Annotated in this window: 17 protein-coding genes; all 17 read right to left on the bottom strand. The window is 59.9% G+C overall.

Annotated features, from left to right (window positions below):
* Positions 1-66 precede the first annotated feature (66 nt).
* The 17 genes from PseAD21_RS08155 to PseAD21_RS08235 all read right to left on the bottom strand — a co-directional run bounded on the left by PseAD21_RS08155 (position 67) and on the right by PseAD21_RS08235 (position 16,705).
* Positions 67-414 (bottom strand): Hpt domain-containing protein, encoded by a 348-nt coding sequence (locus PseAD21_RS08155; protein WP_102355250.1) that lies wholly within the window; start codon positions 412-414, stop codon positions 67-69.
* A gap of 30 nt (positions 415-444) precedes the next feature.
* On the bottom strand, positions 445-2,148 hold the full coding sequence (locus PseAD21_RS08160; protein WP_102355251.1) for a fused response regulator/phosphatase: 1,704 nt from the start codon (positions 2,146-2,148) through the stop codon (positions 445-447).
* Between the two features lie 5 nt (positions 2,149-2,153).
* Positions 2,154-2,459, bottom strand: coding sequence for an STAS domain-containing protein (locus tag PseAD21_RS08165; protein ID WP_102355252.1), 306 nt, complete (start codon positions 2,457-2,459; stop codon positions 2,154-2,156).
* Between the two features lie 189 nt (positions 2,460-2,648).
* On the bottom strand, positions 2,649-3,098 hold the full coding sequence (fliJ, locus tag PseAD21_RS08170; RefSeq protein ID WP_102355253.1) for a flagellar export protein FliJ: 450 nt from the start codon (positions 3,096-3,098) through the stop codon (positions 2,649-2,651).
* A 6-nt stretch (positions 3,099-3,104) separates the two neighbouring features.
* Entirely contained in the window at positions 3,105-4,463 is a 1,359-nt protein-coding gene (gene fliI / locus PseAD21_RS08175) for a flagellar protein export ATPase FliI (protein WP_083366598.1), read from the bottom strand.
* The gene (gene fliH / locus PseAD21_RS08180) at positions 4,453-5,259 is read right to left on the bottom strand and encodes a flagellar assembly protein FliH (RefSeq protein ID WP_102355254.1); all 807 of its coding nucleotides are present in this window, start codon (positions 5,257-5,259) and stop codon (positions 4,453-4,455) included. Before fliH ends, fliI begins: the two co-directional genes overlap by 11 nt.
* A 4-nt stretch (positions 5,260-5,263) precedes the next feature.
* The gene (fliG, locus tag PseAD21_RS08185) at positions 5,264-6,283 is read right to left on the bottom strand and encodes a flagellar motor switch protein FliG (RefSeq protein ID WP_007920042.1); all 1,020 of its coding nucleotides are present in this window, start codon (positions 6,281-6,283) and stop codon (positions 5,264-5,266) included.
* Positions 6,276-8,063 carry a flagellar basal-body MS-ring/collar protein FliF gene (fliF, locus tag PseAD21_RS08190; protein ID WP_102355255.1) on the bottom strand — a complete coding sequence of 596 codons (1,788 nt, stop codon included), beginning with the start codon at positions 8,061-8,063 and terminating at the stop codon, positions 6,276-6,278. Before fliF ends, fliG begins: the two co-directional genes overlap by 8 nt.
* 15 nt (positions 8,064-8,078) lie before the next feature.
* Positions 8,079-8,408 (bottom strand): flagellar hook-basal body complex protein FliE, encoded by a 330-nt coding sequence (gene fliE / locus PseAD21_RS08195; protein WP_025111944.1) that lies wholly within the window; start codon positions 8,406-8,408, stop codon positions 8,079-8,081.
* 250 nt (positions 8,409-8,658) lie between these two features.
* The gene (locus tag PseAD21_RS08200) at positions 8,659-10,050 is read right to left on the bottom strand and encodes a sigma-54 dependent transcriptional regulator (RefSeq protein ID WP_102355256.1); all 1,392 of its coding nucleotides are present in this window, start codon (positions 10,048-10,050) and stop codon (positions 8,659-8,661) included.
* A gap of 5 nt (positions 10,051-10,055) precedes the next feature.
* On the bottom strand, positions 10,056-11,249 hold the full coding sequence (locus PseAD21_RS08205) for a PAS domain-containing sensor histidine kinase (protein ID WP_178082105.1): 1,194 nt from the start codon (positions 11,247-11,249) through the stop codon (positions 10,056-10,058).
* A 125-nt stretch (positions 11,250-11,374) separates the two neighbouring features.
* Positions 11,375-12,850 carry a sigma-54 dependent transcriptional regulator gene (locus PseAD21_RS08210; RefSeq protein ID WP_003222863.1) on the bottom strand — a complete coding sequence of 492 codons (1,476 nt, stop codon included), beginning with the start codon at positions 12,848-12,850 and terminating at the stop codon, positions 11,375-11,377.
* Positions 12,851-13,021: 171 nt separating this feature from the next.
* The gene (gene fliT / locus PseAD21_RS08215; RefSeq protein WP_102355258.1) at positions 13,022-13,318 is read right to left on the bottom strand and encodes a flagellar protein FliT; all 297 of its coding nucleotides are present in this window, start codon (positions 13,316-13,318) and stop codon (positions 13,022-13,024) included.
* Positions 13,319-13,329: 11 nt separating this feature from the next.
* Positions 13,330-13,728 carry a flagellar export chaperone FliS gene (gene fliS, locus PseAD21_RS08220; RefSeq protein WP_102355259.1) on the bottom strand — a complete coding sequence of 133 codons (399 nt, stop codon included), beginning with the start codon at positions 13,726-13,728 and terminating at the stop codon, positions 13,330-13,332.
* Between the two features lie 129 nt (positions 13,729-13,857).
* A complete protein-coding gene (gene fliD, locus PseAD21_RS08225) occupies positions 13,858-15,327 on the bottom strand; it encodes a flagellar filament capping protein FliD (RefSeq protein ID WP_102355260.1) in 1,470 nt (489 codons plus the stop codon).
* Between the two features lie 84 nt (positions 15,328-15,411).
* On the bottom strand, positions 15,412-15,771 hold the full coding sequence (locus PseAD21_RS08230; protein ID WP_102355261.1) for a flagellar protein FlaG: 360 nt from the start codon (positions 15,769-15,771) through the stop codon (positions 15,412-15,414).
* 73 nt (positions 15,772-15,844) lie between these two features.
* Complete coding sequence (locus tag PseAD21_RS08235) at positions 15,845-16,705, bottom strand: flagellin domain-containing protein (RefSeq protein ID WP_102355262.1); 861 nt, start codon at positions 16,703-16,705, stop codon at positions 15,845-15,847.
* Positions 16,706-16,721: the final 16 nt, after the last annotated feature.

The following is a 16,721-nucleotide window of genomic DNA, read 5'->3' on the forward strand; positions in this document are numbered from 1 at the left end:
GAAGAGGATTACTGCAAGTGTCGGGCCAGATTTGTCCGGCGCCTGAGAAAAGCGCCGGACGACGGGTCAGTGAGTCAACGCGTGCTGTCGCTCGTCTTCGTAAACCGGACGGACATCGGCGAACTCGCTGCTGATGTCAGCCACCAGCGCTACGATTTCCGCTGGACTTTTGTCCTTGGCATCCGACTCCAGCGCCTGGCAAAGCGTCGCCAGCCGAACCGCGCCCATGTTGCTGGCGCTGCCCTTGAAGCTATGGGCAAGTTCCGCCAGTACCTTGGCATCGGCGGTCTTTTGCAATTGATCCAAGCGACTTTCAGAATCGGTCAGGAAGGTATCCAGAAGCTCCGGATAACCATCCTCCATGACTTCGCGCAGTACGCTCAGCGCCTCGCGATCAATATGTGTGTCAGTCACTTGTTCACTCCTTGATCAAGAATCGGCGAATTATGCCTTAACCTCCCAGAAAAACTCCACGCAGGCACTGCGACCTTCGTCCGACCAGCGGGCGTTATGCCCCAATTGCCGGATCAAACTGACACCGCGTCCCGACAGACGGACACCGTCCAGCCGCCGCTCCATCACCCGCCCCACGTCAAAACCCTTGCCACTATCCTCGACGCGGATGACCAGGCAGCCACCCGAACCCTGCGGTCGCACTTGCAGATGTACACGCACGTAGCCGTCCTGCAAAGCCTCCAGCCGCTCGTTGCGCTGTTCGTAGTAGCGGGCAAACCCAGTGGCATCGCGCTTGAGACTGGAATCCAGACCCAGCACCCCGTGCTCCAGGGCATTGGAATACAGTTCCGCGAGCACGCTGTAGATCGCACCGCCCTGCGTGCGCAAACCATGTACTTCCAGCAACAACTGCAGCAGGTACGGCAACGGATTGAAGCGTTTGAGCGTGGCGCCGCGAAACTCGAAGCTCACCGACCAGTCCAGCGGACAGGACTGGCCACTGTCAGAATAGACCGGCACCGACGGCACCACCTGCGCAGCTTCCAGCAGGCTGATTTCAACCATGCTCACATCGTCACGGGGCTCGCCACGAAATGCGTGCAAGGCCTGAGCGATCTCGGCAAACAGGTTGTCCGGCTCACGGTTGGCGGCAAACAGTTGCTGTAAGCGCTCTGCACCGAACAACTGGTCATCGGCATCGGTGGTGTCGATCACCCCGTCCGACAGCAGAAACACCCGGTCACCGACGGCCAGGGTCTGCACTTCGGTGCGATCATCAAACGCTTGCGGGCTGAGCACGCCCAGCGGCAAATGCCGCGCCGACAGCGGCACGCGCTCGCCCGTGGCGATACGGTGCAGATAACCATCAGGCATGCCGCCATTCCACACTTCAACCGAACGACGCTGAAAGCTCAGGCAAAGCATGGTCGCGCAGCAGAACATGTCCACCGGCAGGATGCGCTTGAGCTTGGCATTCATCTCGCGCAGGGTTTCGGCCAGACCGTAACCCTTGGCAGTCATGCCGTAAAACACTTCGGCCAACGGCATCGCCCCAACCGCCGCCGGCAAGCCATGCCCGGTGAAATCGCCGAGCAGCACGTGCATGTCGCCGTCCGGGGTGTACGCCGCCAACAGCAGATCGCCGTTGAACAACGCGTAGGGCGATTGCAGATAGCGAATGTTCGGCGCGCTCAGGCAACCCGAGTGCGCGACCTTGTCGAACACCGCTTTGGCGACGCGCTGTTCGTTGAGCAGGTAATCGTGATGTTTGGCGATCAGATCGCGCTGTTGCAGCACCGTGGCCTGTAAACGGCGCAAGCGATCCATCGCCTTGATTTTGGCGGCGAGGATCACCTGGTTGTAGGGCTTCGCCAGAAAGTCGTCGCCACCGGCCTCAAGGCAACGGGCCAGCGCCTCACTTTCAGTCAGCGATGTCAGGAAGATGATCGGCACCAGGGTTTCCCCCGCCAGTGCCTTGATCTGTCGTGCCGCTTCGAAGCCGTCCATCACCGGCATCATCGCGTCCATCAGCACCAGATGCAGTTGTTGCCGGCGAAAGATCTCGACCGCTTCTGCGCCGTTGGCTGCCGTCAGCACTATATGACCCTGACGGCGGACGATGGTCGACAGCAGCAGGCGATCAGCGGCACTGTCTTCGGCGATCAGGATCGTCAGCGGCTCTTGCGCCTGCATGGCCGTCAACTGATGTCGAAGAGTTTGTCGAAATTGGAGATGGCGAGGATCTTGCGCACGTCGGAGTTGCTGTTGACCACCCGCACATCCGAATTGTCGCCGCCGGCGTGATCGCGCAGCAACAGCAGCATGCCCAGTGCCGAGCTGTCGAGGTAGGTGGCGTCTTTCAGGTCGACCACAATGGAATCGGGCTTCTTGGGAAGACTCTCATAGGACTCGCGAAATTCCTGATGGCGCCCAAAATCGAAGCGCCCCCTGACCGAAATCGTCAGTTTTTGACCATCCGGAGAGACTTCTGTAACGACTGACATTGACTGGCTTCCTTGTCATTGACGAACGTGTACAAGGTTTAGCACTTGGTAGACGCAGGGGCAAGGTGCAACGCAGTTTCAACTGTGGGAGCGGGCTTGCTCGCGAAGGCGATGTTTCAGTGACATTTTCAGTGACTGACACTCCGCTTTCGCGAGCAAGCCCGCTCCCACAGGGTTTAGCCGCGCTGCTTAGAAGGGTTCATGCCGCGGCAAACGCTGCGACAATTCGTCCAGCAGTTTCTGTTCGCGCTTGTCTTCGAGGCGTTGCGCCTCTTCGCGATAGCGCTGCACCAGTTTGCGCAGGCCTTCGACCTTGGCGAACGCCTGCTGCCAGGCGTCCCGCGCCTTGAGCAGGTTGTTCTGGTGCCAGACCAGACTCTGGCGCTGTTGGTCGATGGCGGTGTCCAGCTGCGCCAGAAAGCCGTGATAACCGAGCAGCCATTGCCCGGAAACCCCGTCGCGGCCACGCATGACCCACTGCTCCTGATAATCCAGACGAAAGGCATCGAGGTCGGCGAGTTTGCTTTCGGCCACTTTGACCTGACCCTGAAAGTAGCCCAGACGCTGCACGGCGGTTTTTTCGGCCTGCTCGGCCATGTCCACCACCGGCGCCAGGCGTGCGGCGCGACTCGCGGCCATGGCCGGTTACCCGCCTGCCGCAGGCGCGAACAGGGTTTCCAGATAGGCCTGGCTTTCGCCCATGTTGATTTTATCGTTCAGCCCCTGCCGCTGGTAGCGGGTCAGTTGCGGCTGCAAAGAAATTGCCAGGTCAGTCTCGCGATCGCCACCGGCCACATAGGCACCGACACTGATCAGATCGCGGCTCTGCTGATAGCGCGACCACAGCTGCTTGAAGTACTGCGCGCGCTGCATGTGTTCCGCCGAAACCACGGCCGGCATCACCCGGCTGATCGAGGCTTCGATATCGATGGCCGGGTAGTGACCTTCCTCGGCCAGACGCCGGGACAACACGATGTGGCCGTCGAGCACGCCCCGCGCTGAGTCGGCAATCGGGTCCTGCTGGTCATCGCCTTCGGACAACACGGTGTAGAACGCGGTGATCGACCCCCCGCCCTTCTCCGCATTACCGGCACGCTCCACCAGTTTCGGCAGCTTGGCGAACACCGAGGGCGGATAACCCTTGGTCGCCGGCGGCTCGCCAATGGCCAGAGCGATTTCCCGCTGGGCCTGGGCGAAACGGGTCAGCGAATCCATCAGCAACAGGACGTTCTTGCCCTTGTCGCGGAAATACTCGGCAATCCGCGTGCAATACATCGCCGCGCGCAGACGCATCAGCGGCGCATCGTCCGCTGGGGATGCGACCACTACGGAGCGCTTGAGACCCTCTTCACCGAGAATGTGCTCGATGAACTCTTTGACTTCTCGGCCCCGCTCACCGATCAGGCCGACGACAATGATGTCGGCCTCGGTGAAGCGGGTCATCATGCCCAGCAGCACCGATTTACCGACACCGGTACCGGCGAACAGGCCCAGACGCTGACCACGGCCGACTGTCAGCAAACCGTTGATGCAACGGATGCCGACGTCCAGCGGGACGTGGATCGGGTCGCGGTTGAGCGGGTTGATCGTCGGGCCGTCCATCGGCACCCAGTCTTCGGCCTTCATTCCGCCCTTGCCGTCCAGCGCGCGTCCGGCGCCATCGAGCACGCGGCCGAGCATGCTCATGCCCATCGGCAACCGACCGGTTTCCGCCAGTGGCACCACGCGGGCACCCGGAGCAATGCCGGCGACGCTGCCGACCGGCATCAGGAATACTTTGCTGCCGGAAAAACCCATGACTTCCGCTTCCACCTGCGACGGGTGATAGCTGTCGTCGTTGATCACCAGGCAGCGCGTGCCCATGGCGGCGCGCAGGCCTTCGGCTTCGAGGGTCAGGCCGACCATGCGCAGCAGGCGGCCTTCGAGAATCGGCGCACCGGCCATTTCAGTGGCCTCGGCGTAGCTGCTCAGGCGCTTGGCGAAACTGGTGCGTTCAAGGCGCATCGGCGGTGTCCGCGAGCGGCTCGTCAGGGGTGGCGGCCGATTTGGGTTCTTGCGGCAAGTCCAGACTCAGATCCGGTGCGGCCGGGTGCAAAGCCTGTTCGTGCAACTGGTCGAACAGCTTGTCCATGACCTGGGTGATGCGCGTTTCAATGCTCGCGTCGATCCGGCTGTGCGCGGTTTCAACCCGGCAACCACCGGGCATCAGCGCTTCATCCTCGACGATGCGCCAGGATTCTTCGTGACGCTCGCGCAAGGCCTTGGCCTGTTCGAAGTCCTGCGGATTGACGTACAGGCGCACGTTGTCCACGCCCAACGGCAACAGTTTGAGCGCGTCGCGCATGACGTGTTCGATCTGGCTGGAGTCGATGGCCAGTTCGCGCTTGATCACCTGTTTGGTGATGTGTTGCACGAGGTCGACCAGCGACTTCTCGATCTGTGTGTCCTGCTCGGCAATCGGCTCGAACAGGTGGGTCATCAGTTGCTCGAGGCTGGCCAGTTTTGCCGCCAGCGCAACCTCCGCTTCCTGACGCACCTTGAGCGTGGCACTGTGAAAACCTTCTTTTTCGCCGATGCCAAAGCCCTCGTTGTAAGCCTCCTGACGGATGCTTTCGAGTTCTTCCAGGGTCAGTGGCTGGACTTCCTCCAGCGGCACTTCTTCCATTTCCGGCGGTTCGGGCTCCGGTTCCGGCTCGGGTTCCGGTTTCGGTGGATCGAAGCTGGGCAGTTCCCAGGATTCGAAACCACGGACATCGCGGGCGCGGATCAGATCCGTCACTGACTCGTCATGCTTGTCCATGGGCTTAGATCATTTCCTCGCCACCCTTGCCACCGAGCACGATTTCGCCTGCTTCGGCCATGCGACGGGCGATGGTGAGGATTTCCTTCTGAGCGGTTTCCACATCGCTGACGCGCACCGGGCCTTTGGCCTCGAGGTCGTCGCGCAACAGTTCGGCCGCACGCTTGGACATGTTCTTGAAGATCTTCTCTTTGACGCCTTCGTCGGAACCCTTGAGGGCCAGTACCAGCACGTCCGAGGACACTTCGCGCAACAGCGCCTGGATGCCGCGGTCATCGACATCGGCGAGGTTGTTGAACACGAACATGAGGTCTTCGATCTGACCGGACAGGTCTTCGTCGACTTCGCGGATCGAGTCCATGAGCTGGCCTTCGATCGAACTGTCGAGGAAGTTCATGATGTCCGCCGCACGCTTGATGCCACCCAGGGTGGTGCGCGAGGCGTTCGAGTTGCCGGAGAACTGCTTCTCGAGAATCTGGTTCAGCTCTTTCAGTGCCGCTGGCTGCACGGTGTTCAACGACGACACGCGCAGGATGATATCCAGACGCACCTTGTGGTCGAAGTTACCGAGCACTTCACCGGCCTGATCCGGATCGAGGTACGCGACCACGATCGCCTGGATCTGCGGATGTTCGTAACGGATCACGTCGGCAACGGCGCGCGGCTCCATCCATTTCAGGCTGTCGAGGCCGCTGGTGTTGCCACCGAGCAGGATGCGGTCGATCAGGCCGTTGGCCTTGTCTTCACCCAGGGCCTGGGTGAGCATTTTGCGCACGTAGTCGTCGGACCCGACGCCGAGGCTGGTCTGGTCGCCGACGATGTCGACGAACTCGCTCATGACCTGCTCGACCTGCTCGCGATGGACGTTGCCCATCTGGGCCATGGCCACACCGACACGCTGAACCTCTTTGGGGCCCATGTGGCGCAGCACTTGCGCGGCATCGGTCGAACCCAGGGACAGCAGCAGAATCGCGGCTTTGTCGACCTTGTTCAGTTTGACGGTTGCGGCTCGGTTATCACTCATCTGCGTTAATCCACTCTTTCACGACCTGAGCCACGCGACCCGGATCTTCAGCCACCAGACTCTTGATTGCATTCAGCTGCGCGTCATAACCCTCGCTTGGGCTAGGCAACAGAATGCTCTGCGGACCACCGAGGCTCACGCGATCGTTGGCCAGTTCGCCGTCCAGGCCGCCCATGCCACCGAGTTCCACGTCGCTGCCAAGACCGGCCAGCTCCTTGCCTTTGCCGCCACCGGTGATGTTATTCAACACCGGACGCAGCACACCAAACACCAGCACCAGGATGAACAACACACCCAGCACTTGTTTGACGATGTCCCAGAACCATGGCTGGGAGTAGAACGGAATATCGGCGACCACTTCACCGCGCTCGGCGGAGAACGGCATGTTGATCACGCTGACGCTGTCGCCACGGCTGGCGTCGAAACCGACGGCGTCCTGCACCAGACGAGTGAAGCGTGCCAGTTCATCGGCGCTCCACGGCGCGCGGCTGATTTCACCGTTGGCTGCGTTGACCTTGACCTGATCGTCGACCACCACCGACACCGACAGACGATTCAGGCGACCCTGCTGCTGTTTGGTGTGGCTGATGGAACGGTCGAGTTCGAAGTTCTTGGTGGATTGTTGACGCTTGTCTGCCGGGTAAGGCGCGAGCATCGGCTGGCCAGTGGCCGGGTCCATGATCTGCTGGCCGTTGGCGTCAACCAATGGCTGACCTGGCTGCACCATGCTGGCCGGCGCAGCTGCGCCACCGGTGGTTTGCGGTGCCGAGGCCGGCGCCGGTGGCTGGTTGCTCAGGGCACCCGGCACACCTTGCGGGCCATTGCTGGCGGTGCGTTGTTCGTTGACCGACTGTTCGCTGCGCAACGCCGGTTGATCCGGGTTGAACTGCTCGGCCGTCGACTCGACGGCGTTGAAATCGATATCGGCCGAGACTTCAGCCTTGTAGCGATCGTTGCCCAGCACTGGCTGCAGGATGTTGTGCACGCGCTGGGTGAGCATGCTTTCCATGCGGCGGCTGTAATCGAACTGCTTGCCGGCCATGGTCATTTCGGAGTTTTCCGCCTGATCAGAGAGCAAGGTGCCCTTCTGATCGACGACGGTGATCTGCGATTTGCTCAACTCGGGAACAGAGGTCGCCACCAGGTTGATGATCGCAATCACCTGGCCTGGCTCCAGCGAACGTCCGGAGTACAACTCGACCAGCACCGAGGCGCTTGGCTTGCGTTCATCACGCACGAACACCGAACTCTTCGGAATCGCCAGGTGCACGCGGGCGCCCTTGACGTTGTTCAGGCTCGAGATGGTGCGCGCCAGTTCGCCTTCCAGCCCACGACGGTAACGCGTCGCTTCCATGAACTGGCTGGTGCCCAGCCCCTGTTCCTTGTCGAGGATTTCGAAACCGATGTTGCCGTCGCTGGGAGTGACACCAGCGGCTGCGAGTTTCATCCGCGCACGGGACAGGTCGTCGGCCTTGACCAGCAAGGCGCCGGAGTTCGGTTCGACGGTGTAGGGAATATCGGCGGAGGCCAGGGTGTCCATGACCTGTTTGGCGTCCATGCCGGCAAGGCTGCCGTACAACGGACGGTAATCCGGCTGCTGCGACCACAGCACCACGGCAAAGCCAATCGCCACGCTCGCAGCAAGGCCGACCAACAGGCCCACCTGACGCAGCATGGTCATCTCGGAGAGGTTTTCCAGAAAGGACAGGCCGAACAGCGGCGGTTTGCCGTCTATCGGGGTGGCCTTGGCCGGAACGTTATCGGCGACTGCTTCTGCCATGACTCAATCTCGTCCTTAAACCGGCATCTGCATGATGTCTTGATAAGCCTGAACCAGCTTGTTGCGTACCTGGGTCAGAGCCTGGAACGACACGCTGGCTTTCTGCGAGGCAACCATCACGTCGGTCAGGTCGACGCCGCTCTTGCCGATTTCAAATGCGTTGGCCAACTGAGTCGACGCCTGCTGGGTATCGCTGACTTTGTTGATGGCCTGACCGAGCATGTCGGAAAAGCTGCTGCCTGCCAGTTCAGGGACGGCGGCAGTCGATTTCGGCGTGGCCATGGCGTCCATTTTCATGGCCTTCATGTCCATCATCAACCGATTGAATTCAATACCTTGGCTCATGGTCTACTCTCTTGGGCGGCCCGCAATTTTTTGACACTCACTCGGCGGGTACACAGGTGTTAGCAACAAGGGTGCCAGCTCGGCGGATTTCTTCCACAAAAGCCAATCGGGGCGCCTCATCAACTGCGAGTTACGCAAAACTACTGTGGGAGGGGGCTTGCTCCCGAAGACGGTGTGTCAGTTGCATAAATATCGACTGACACCCCCTCTTCGGGAACAAGCCCCCTCCCACAATGGGTTCTGGGTTAATTCAGGTGGCGAATAAGTAAGCTTCGACATCCATCCCGGCATCGCGCATTTGCGCCAGCTTGTAGCGCAGGGTCCGCGGGCTGATGCCGAGTTTTTCGGCGGCCTCCTTGCGGCGGCCACGCTCGGCGCGCAGGGTGTCGATGATCACCTGAAACTCCCGGCGACGCAGGTCATCGCCCAGCGCACCGGCGGATTCAGCCTCGACTTCGATCTCGCGCACCAGCGCTTGCACCGGCGCAATAACCGGCGCGGCGGTAAACGTCACCGCCCCCGTCAGACAGAAATCCAGCGGCTGGATCAACCCACCCTGTTGCAAAATCAGTGCACGTTGAATCGCGTTATCCAGCTCGCGCACGTTGCCCGGCCATGGGTAATTCGTCAGACATGCCTGCGCTTGCGGCGAAAGTTTCGCCGTCGCATGCTTCATTTTATTGACGTGTTTGTTCAGCAACCGCTCCGCCAGCGGCAGGATATCGGCGGTGCGCTCGCGAAGTGGACGCCAGGCCAGAGGGAAAACCGACAGACGGTAGAAAAGGTCTTCACGAAAGCCCCCCGCCGCGACTTCGCCGGCCAGATCGCGGTTGGTGGTGGCGACCACACGAATGTCCAGGATAATCGGCTTGCGTGCGCCGACGCGCTCGACTTCGCGCTCCTGCAACACCCGCAGCAACTTGGCTTGCAGGCCCAGCGGCATTTCGGAAATTTCGTCGAGCAGAATGGTGCCGCCATCGGCCTGTTCGAACTTGCCGGCCTGCGCCGCGATGGCGCCGGTGAACGAGCCTTTCTCGTGACCGAACAGCGTGGCCTCGAGCATGTTGTCGGGAATCGCCGCGCAGTTGATCGCGATGAACGGCTGACTGGCACGATGGGAATGCTGATGGATGTAGCGCGCCAGCACTTCCTTGCCGGTGCCGGATTCGCCGGAGATCAGCACCGTGGAATCACTGCGGGCAACGCGCGCCGCCAACTCCAGCAACTGCGCACTGGCCGGTTCGACCGCCACCGGACCTTCACTGTCCACAATGCTGACGCAGCCCAGGGCATGGCGAGAAACCAGGTCCAGCAGGGCCTTTGGCTCGAACGGCTTGACCAGATAATCCGCCGCGCCCTGACGCATCGCATCCACCGCACGCTCGACCGCGCCATGGGCGGTCATCAGCAGCACTGGCAATTGCGGCTGGCGGGCACGCAGCAATCCGAGCAATTGATGGCCATCCATGCCGGGCATGTTGACGTCGCTGACCACCAGACTGAACGCTTCGCGCTCGACCGCTTTCAACGCCTCTTCGGCGCTGCCGACTGCCTGGTAGTCGTGGCCTGCCAGCAACAGCGTATCGGCCAGCGCTTCGCGCAACGAGCGGTCATCCTCGACCAGCAAAACCTTGATGCCCATGACGTTCACTCAGCTCCCTGTACAGCGGAAAACAACGGCAGGATCACCTGCGCGCACGTGCCGCGCCCGACCCGCGAACGCAGCTGCAATTCTCCCTGATGCGCCCGCGTCACTGCCTTGACCACGGTCAGGCCAAGTCCGGTGCCGGTCACTTTGGTAGTGAAAAACGGCTCGCCGAGACGCTCGAGCACCACCGGATCAATACCACTGCCACTGTCGCTGACGCACAGGCGCAGGCTGTTGTCGCGGGTGTAGCAATGCACTTTCAGGCGCACGTTACCGTCACTGGCCTGAATCGCGTTTTCAATCAGATTCAAGATCGCCCCGACCAGGGTGTCGCGATTGCACAGCAACTCGCCGGCGTGGCTGTCGCACTGCCAGCGGATCGGCAAATCCTGCACATGGGTCAGCGCTGCGGCTTGCAGCGACTGCATCAGCGCATTGGGGGTGATGCGATCGGTCAGCGGCAGCTCGCCACGGGCGAACACCAGCATGTCGCGCACCTGATGCTCCAGCTCATGCAGACGCTCCTTGAGGCGTCCGGCAAAACGCTGCTGGGTGGCGACCGGCAGCGCCTGCTCAGTCAAATGACTGGCGTACAACAACGCGGCGGACAGCGGTGTACGAATCTGATGAGCCAGCGAGGCGACCATGCGCCCCAGCGAAGACAGGCGCTCATGGCGCGCCAGTTGATCTTGCAGATGACGGGTTTCTGTCAGGTCGTTGAGCAGCACCAATTGCCCCGGCTCGGCATCCAGCGAGCGGGTGGCAATCGACAGGCGTCGACCGTTTTTCAGGGAAATTTCGTGACCGTCGTCTTCACGCGGGGCAAAGCAACGGGCGATGACGTGACGCCACAATTCGCCTTCCAGCGGCAGCCCGAGCAGTTCGATCGCCGCCGGGTTGGCTTCACGGACGATGCCGTGGCCGTCAATCACGATGACACCACCGGGCAACAGGTCGAGGAGGTTTTGCAGACGGTTGGCCAGACGCTCTTTTTCAGCCAGCTCCTGCATGCGCTGGGCACTGACCACCGCCAGCTCGCCCTTGAGCTCGGTGACCCGGGCTTCCAGCATGCTGTAGGAATCGGTCAGTTGACTGGACATCTGATTGAACAGCGCGAACGCCTGCTCAAGGCCCTGACGGCTCGCCTGCTCTACGGACGACGGTTGCCCCTCGGCATTGGAGGCAGAAGACATCTGGGCGTGGGGCATTGTGTTCTCTCGCTTGGCTGACCGTCAGTTAAACGGAACGTTGCGAGGGATGTAGCAATACCCGTGCCTAAAAAAAACCGCTTATAAATGAAGAGGTTGAAAAACAGGCGTCAATCATCCGCCTGTTCGTCTCCTTCGCGCCGGCTCATGCCGTACTTGCGCATTTTCTCCACCAGCGTGGTACGACGAATCCGCAGGCGTTCAGCGGCACGCGCCACAATGCCATTGGCATCGTCCAGCGCCTGCTGGATCAGACCCTGCTCCAGACCGCCAAGGTAGTCTTTGAGGTCCAGGCCTTCCGGCGGCAGCATGGCGTTGGCGGTGAAGTCCGGGGTATGACCGTTGATCGCCACACGTTCTTCGAGATCGCTGCGCAGGCTGTCGACCATCTGCTCGTCTTCGTCATCGACGTAGCGGAATTTCTTCGGCAACTCGACGACGCCGATCACCCCGTACGGGTGCATGATCGCCATGCGCTCCACCAGGTTGGCCAGTTCGCGAACATTGCCCGGCCAGCCGTGACGGCACAGCGACATGATCGCTGCCGAGTTGAAACGGATCGAGCCGCGCTTTTCGTGCTCCATGCGCGAGATCAGTTCGTTCATCAGCAGCGGAATGTCTTCCACGCGCTCACGCAGCGGCGCCATCTCGATCGGGAACACGTTCAGGCGATAGTAGAGGTCTTCGCGGAAGGTGCCGATCTCGATCATGCTTTCGAGATTCTTGTGGGTCGCAGCAATGATGCGCACATCGACGCTCTGGGTCTTGTTGCTGCCCACGCGTTCGAAGGTACGTTCCTGCAGGACGCGCAGCAGCTTGACCTGCATCGGCAACGGCATGTCGCCGATTTCGTCGAGGAACAGCGTACCGCCGTTGGCCAGTTCGAAACGCCCGGCACGGCTGGTGATCGCACCAGTGAAGGCACCCTTCTCGTGACCGAACAGCTCGCTTTCCAGCAGCTCTGCCGGGATCGCCCCGCAGTTGACCGGGACGAATGGCGCGTCGCGACGCTTGGAATGGTAATGCAGGTTGCGCGCAACCACTTCCTTGCCGGTACCGGACTCGCCAAGGATCAACACGCTGGCGTCGGTGTCGGCCACTTGCTGCATCATCTGGCGCACGTGCTGGATCGCCCGGCTGGTGCCGACGAGACTGCGAAACAGGTTGGGTTCACGATGACGGCCGCGCTCGCGGGCCTGGTCGTACATCTCGCGATAGACCTGGGCACGGTGCAGGGAGTCGAGCAATTTGCTGTAGCTGGGCGGCATTTCGAGGGTCGAAAGCACTCGGCGACGCTGGTCTTCAGGCAAGTCAACGGAAGAATTATCGCCCATCAACAAAACCGGAAGGAACTCATCCCAGGTTGAGAGTGTCTTTAGCAAGCCCAAAAGCGCACCAGGAGCATTGACCGTCCCGATCAGTACGCAAATGACCTCACGACTAGACGACAAAGAGCCGACTGCCTGCTGCCAGTCATGGCTGCCGCAGGGTAAATTTTCTTCGCCAAGAAAATTTAAAATCACCGCCAGGTCGCGGCGGCGGACGCTATCGTCATCGATCAGCAGAATTTTGGTTTCACGCCACATGCAATAGCAACTTCCCTAGTCAACTCAATGCCCGAAAAATGGGGCAAGCGAGACGCTTGCAGGACACCTTGTGCCTGTAGACGTCTGAAATCTGAAAACAGCCACTAGTTAAGTCAAAAAACCGTGCACAGTCAAATTTATGGCGCACATGTCTGGATTAACTGGGGTTAATTAACCAAACAGATGGTAAACCTTTGCCGCCTTTTGCGCTTGGGTGATCTGCGACATCTCGTTGGCTATCGCCTGCCGCTCACCCATCGCTGCCTCAAGAAGCTCCTTGTACACGTGGAGCAACTCCTCAAGGTGACTGCGCAAGGCCTCCTCATCCAGCGAGGCCTCGGCCATGACGTCTTCCATGCAGGAACGGCAAGCCAGATCCAACTCGCCAATGGCCTCCCAGTTACGCTCGGCCAGCGCGCTGACCAACGCTTCACGGGTATCTGCGATTCGCTGCAATACAAGACTCATGGTGCTCTCCTTTAAAACTGCGGAGCAGGCTCGGGAGCGATGGCATCCCAGCCTTCTTTTACCGTGCCCAGCAAGCCGGCGACCTCATCAAGAATGCGCGGATCGCTGTTGATGTTGGCCTCGGCGAGACGCTTCATCATGTAGATGTACAGTCCATCCAGATCGGCCAGTTCATCAGCACACTTTTCCAGATCCAGACCTTCGCGCAGCCCGCTGACAATGCCTATGGCCTTGCTGATCGAAGTGCATTTGCCAGGAACATCCTTGCGCTCGATGGCACCCTTGGCCTGAGCGATGCGGGCCAGCCCGCCTTCCATCAGCATTTGCACCAGACGGTGCGGGCTCGCCTCGGAGGTCTGGGCGTGCGCGCCGACTTTCTGATATTGCCGAAGGGCTAACATTGGGTTCATGTTCTACCTCATTGCCACAATGACTCGTATAACCAGTGTATCGCCAACGAATCACAGAACTTTAGATCAAAAGACAAAAACCCGGCGCACGCCGATAAAGCGTAGCCGGGTTTTTGTCGTTCCTGCAGGTTACTTCGCGGATTGCTGAGCGTTCAGCGAGCTGAAGAACGATGTGATGTTACTGGCCGTCGCCTTCATCTGACCCACCAGCAAGTCCATGGCGTTGTACTTGGCAGTCAACGTCTTGGTCAGGTTGGCAACACGCAGATCCAGCGCCAATTGCTGGGAAGTCAGGTTACGCGTGTTGTTGTTCAGAATGGTCATGCGCTGATCAAGCAAACCTGTGGTGGTTTTACCATCAGGAGAAGCTTTCAGATACGGGTCCACCGCCTTGCTCATGCGCGCCAGCAGACCATTGGTGTCGTTGGTCCCGGTGAACATCTGCTGAACCTGGCCGGCCTTCCCGGGCTGACTCATGGTTTTGGTGAACGCAGCAGTATCAAACGTCAGGTTACCGGTGTTGCGATCGGTCATTACACCGATCTCCGACAGATAGGACAAAGCACCATCTGCCCCAGCACCAGGAGCAGTCAACTGGCCACGGATGTCGGCGATCAGCGAGCGCGGCAGAGAGTCACCGGTGAAAGCGGCCTGTACCGTCAGCTTGCCATCGGCATCCGGTGTCGCCTTGGACAGGGTGTCGACGGTGGTCTTCAGGGTGTTGTAGGCATCGACAAACGCCTGGACCGAAGCCTGCAGCCCCTTGGTGTTGGTATCGACACTGACAACGGTCGGCGTCGCAACGCCACCAACCACAGGGCTGACACTGGTCAGATTCAGGGTCAAGCCACTGATTGCCCCACTGACCGTGTTGCTCTTGCTGGACACCTGGAGACCGTCGACGGTCACCTTGGCATCTTGTGCAAGACCGTTGACGTTGCCCGAGGCACCCGCCGCCGGATTGCTGCCCATCGGCTGAGTGCCATCGATCTCCAGACCGGCAATACCGCTGACGGTAAGGTCGGAACCCGCACCGGTCTTACTCGAACTGATCACCAGACGCGAAGCACCGCTGCTGTCGGTCACGATGTTGGCAGAAATGCCATTGGAGCCCTGAGCCGTGTTTATCGCGTCACGCGTGCTCTGCAAAGTCGCATTGGCCGGGATCGTGACATTGTAATCAGTGCCATTCTGACTGATTTTCAGGGTACCACTCGGAATGGCACTGGCAGCACCGCCGGCGAAAGAAGCGCTGGCAACTTTCGAGCCAGTGGCCAACTGGTTGACAACAATGTTGTAAGTCCCCGAAACCGCGGTGTTATCGGAGGTGGCGCCCAGAATCGCTGTGTTGCTCGAGGTCGCCGTGAAGCCGGCAAACGCCGGGTTGGTCTTGCTGCCCAGGTTAGTCATCGCCGTCTGGTACGCGGTCAGCGCACTCTTCAACGTGCCGATACCGGAAATCTTCAGGGTATTGGTTTTGGTCGCGGAATCGATCTGCGTCTGCTTCGGCGACTTGTCGGCGTTGACCAGCGCGGTCACGATCGCGCCGATGTCCAGACCGGAACCCAGTCCGGAACCCGGTAGAATTGGACTTGCCATGTGCATCTCCCTTCAGATTGTTGCCAGACTTTTGACCCTTCCAGGCGTCATTAAAGAAATGACAAACACTATTCATGCCAGCTATCAGACTTTGGCGTCGAACAACACATGGCTTGCGTTGGCGAGGCTGTCTGCCAGCTTGAGGGCTTCTGCGGAGGGGATCTGTCGAACAACCTCCCCCGTCTCGCTTGCGATCACCTTGACGATGACCTTTCCGGAATGCTCATCGATCGAAAACTCCAGATTGCGCTTGATCGATTGAACGAACTTCTCGATCTCCTGCACCGCCAGTTTCAACTTGGCGTCATCCGTTATCTGACTTTTCTTGTCAGCGACCGGAGCATCAGTCTGCGCAACTTTGTGCGTCTCTGACGGCTTGTCAGCAACAGGTGTTGCTGGCTTGGGAGCCGGATAAGACACGTTAAGCTTTACGCTCATGTCCATGCTCATCACCCTCTAACGTAAAAAGGCGAGAGAGCGCGACCAGCGCACTCCCCCGCCCAAACTCAATCCGAAATTACTGAAGCAGCTTCAGTACAGCGGAAGGCAGTTGGTTGGCTTGAGCCAGAACCGAAGTCGAAGCCTGTTGCAGGGTTTGCTGCTTGGTCAGGTTAGCAGTCTCTGCGGCGAAGTCGGTATCTTGTACGCGACCTTGTGCAGCAGTGGTGTTTTCAGTGATGTTTTGCAGGTTGGAGATGGTGCTGGTCAGACGGTTTTGCGAAGCACCCAGGCTGGCGCGCTGTGCACCGATCGCAGCGATTGCAGCGTCGATTGCGGTGATAGCGTTGTCAGCGTTAGCTGCAGCAGAACCAGCGGCAGTACCCGAAGTACCGGTCAGGGCCAGAGTACCGCTACCAACCGACAGGCTGGCGGCGTCGAACTTGGAGCTCAGTACCAGGTCGATGTGGTTAGCCGAACCGGTGTTTGCGCCCACTTGCAGGGTCACAGTACCAGCCGAACCGTCCAGCAGGTTTTTGCCGTTCAGGTTGGTCGAAGCCGAGATACGGGTGATCTCGTCGGACATCTGAGCGAATTCGGAGTTGGTAGCGGTCTGGTCAGCAGTGCCGTTGGTGCCGTTACGTGCTTTAACAGCCAGTTCACGCATACGCTGCAGGATGTCGGTAGTAGCTTGCAGAGCGCCTTCAGCGGTCTGGGCAACGGAGATACCGTCGTTGGCGTTCTGGATGGCTTGGGTGTTACCACGGATCTGCGAAGACATACGATTCGAGATCTGCAGGCCAGCAGCGTCGTCTTTGGCGCTGTTGATTTTCAGGCCGGAAGACAGGCGCTGCATCGAAGTCGACAGGGCGCTGGAAGCGTTGTTCAGGTTCTTTTGAACGTTCAGCGACGTAGTGTTGGTGTTTACTGTTAAAGCCATGACGAATTCCTCGTTG

Origin of the sequence: Pseudomonas sp. AD21 (assembly GCF_002878485.1) — a bacterium.
Taxonomy (GTDB): Bacteria; Pseudomonadota; Gammaproteobacteria; order Pseudomonadales; family Pseudomonadaceae; genus Aquipseudomonas.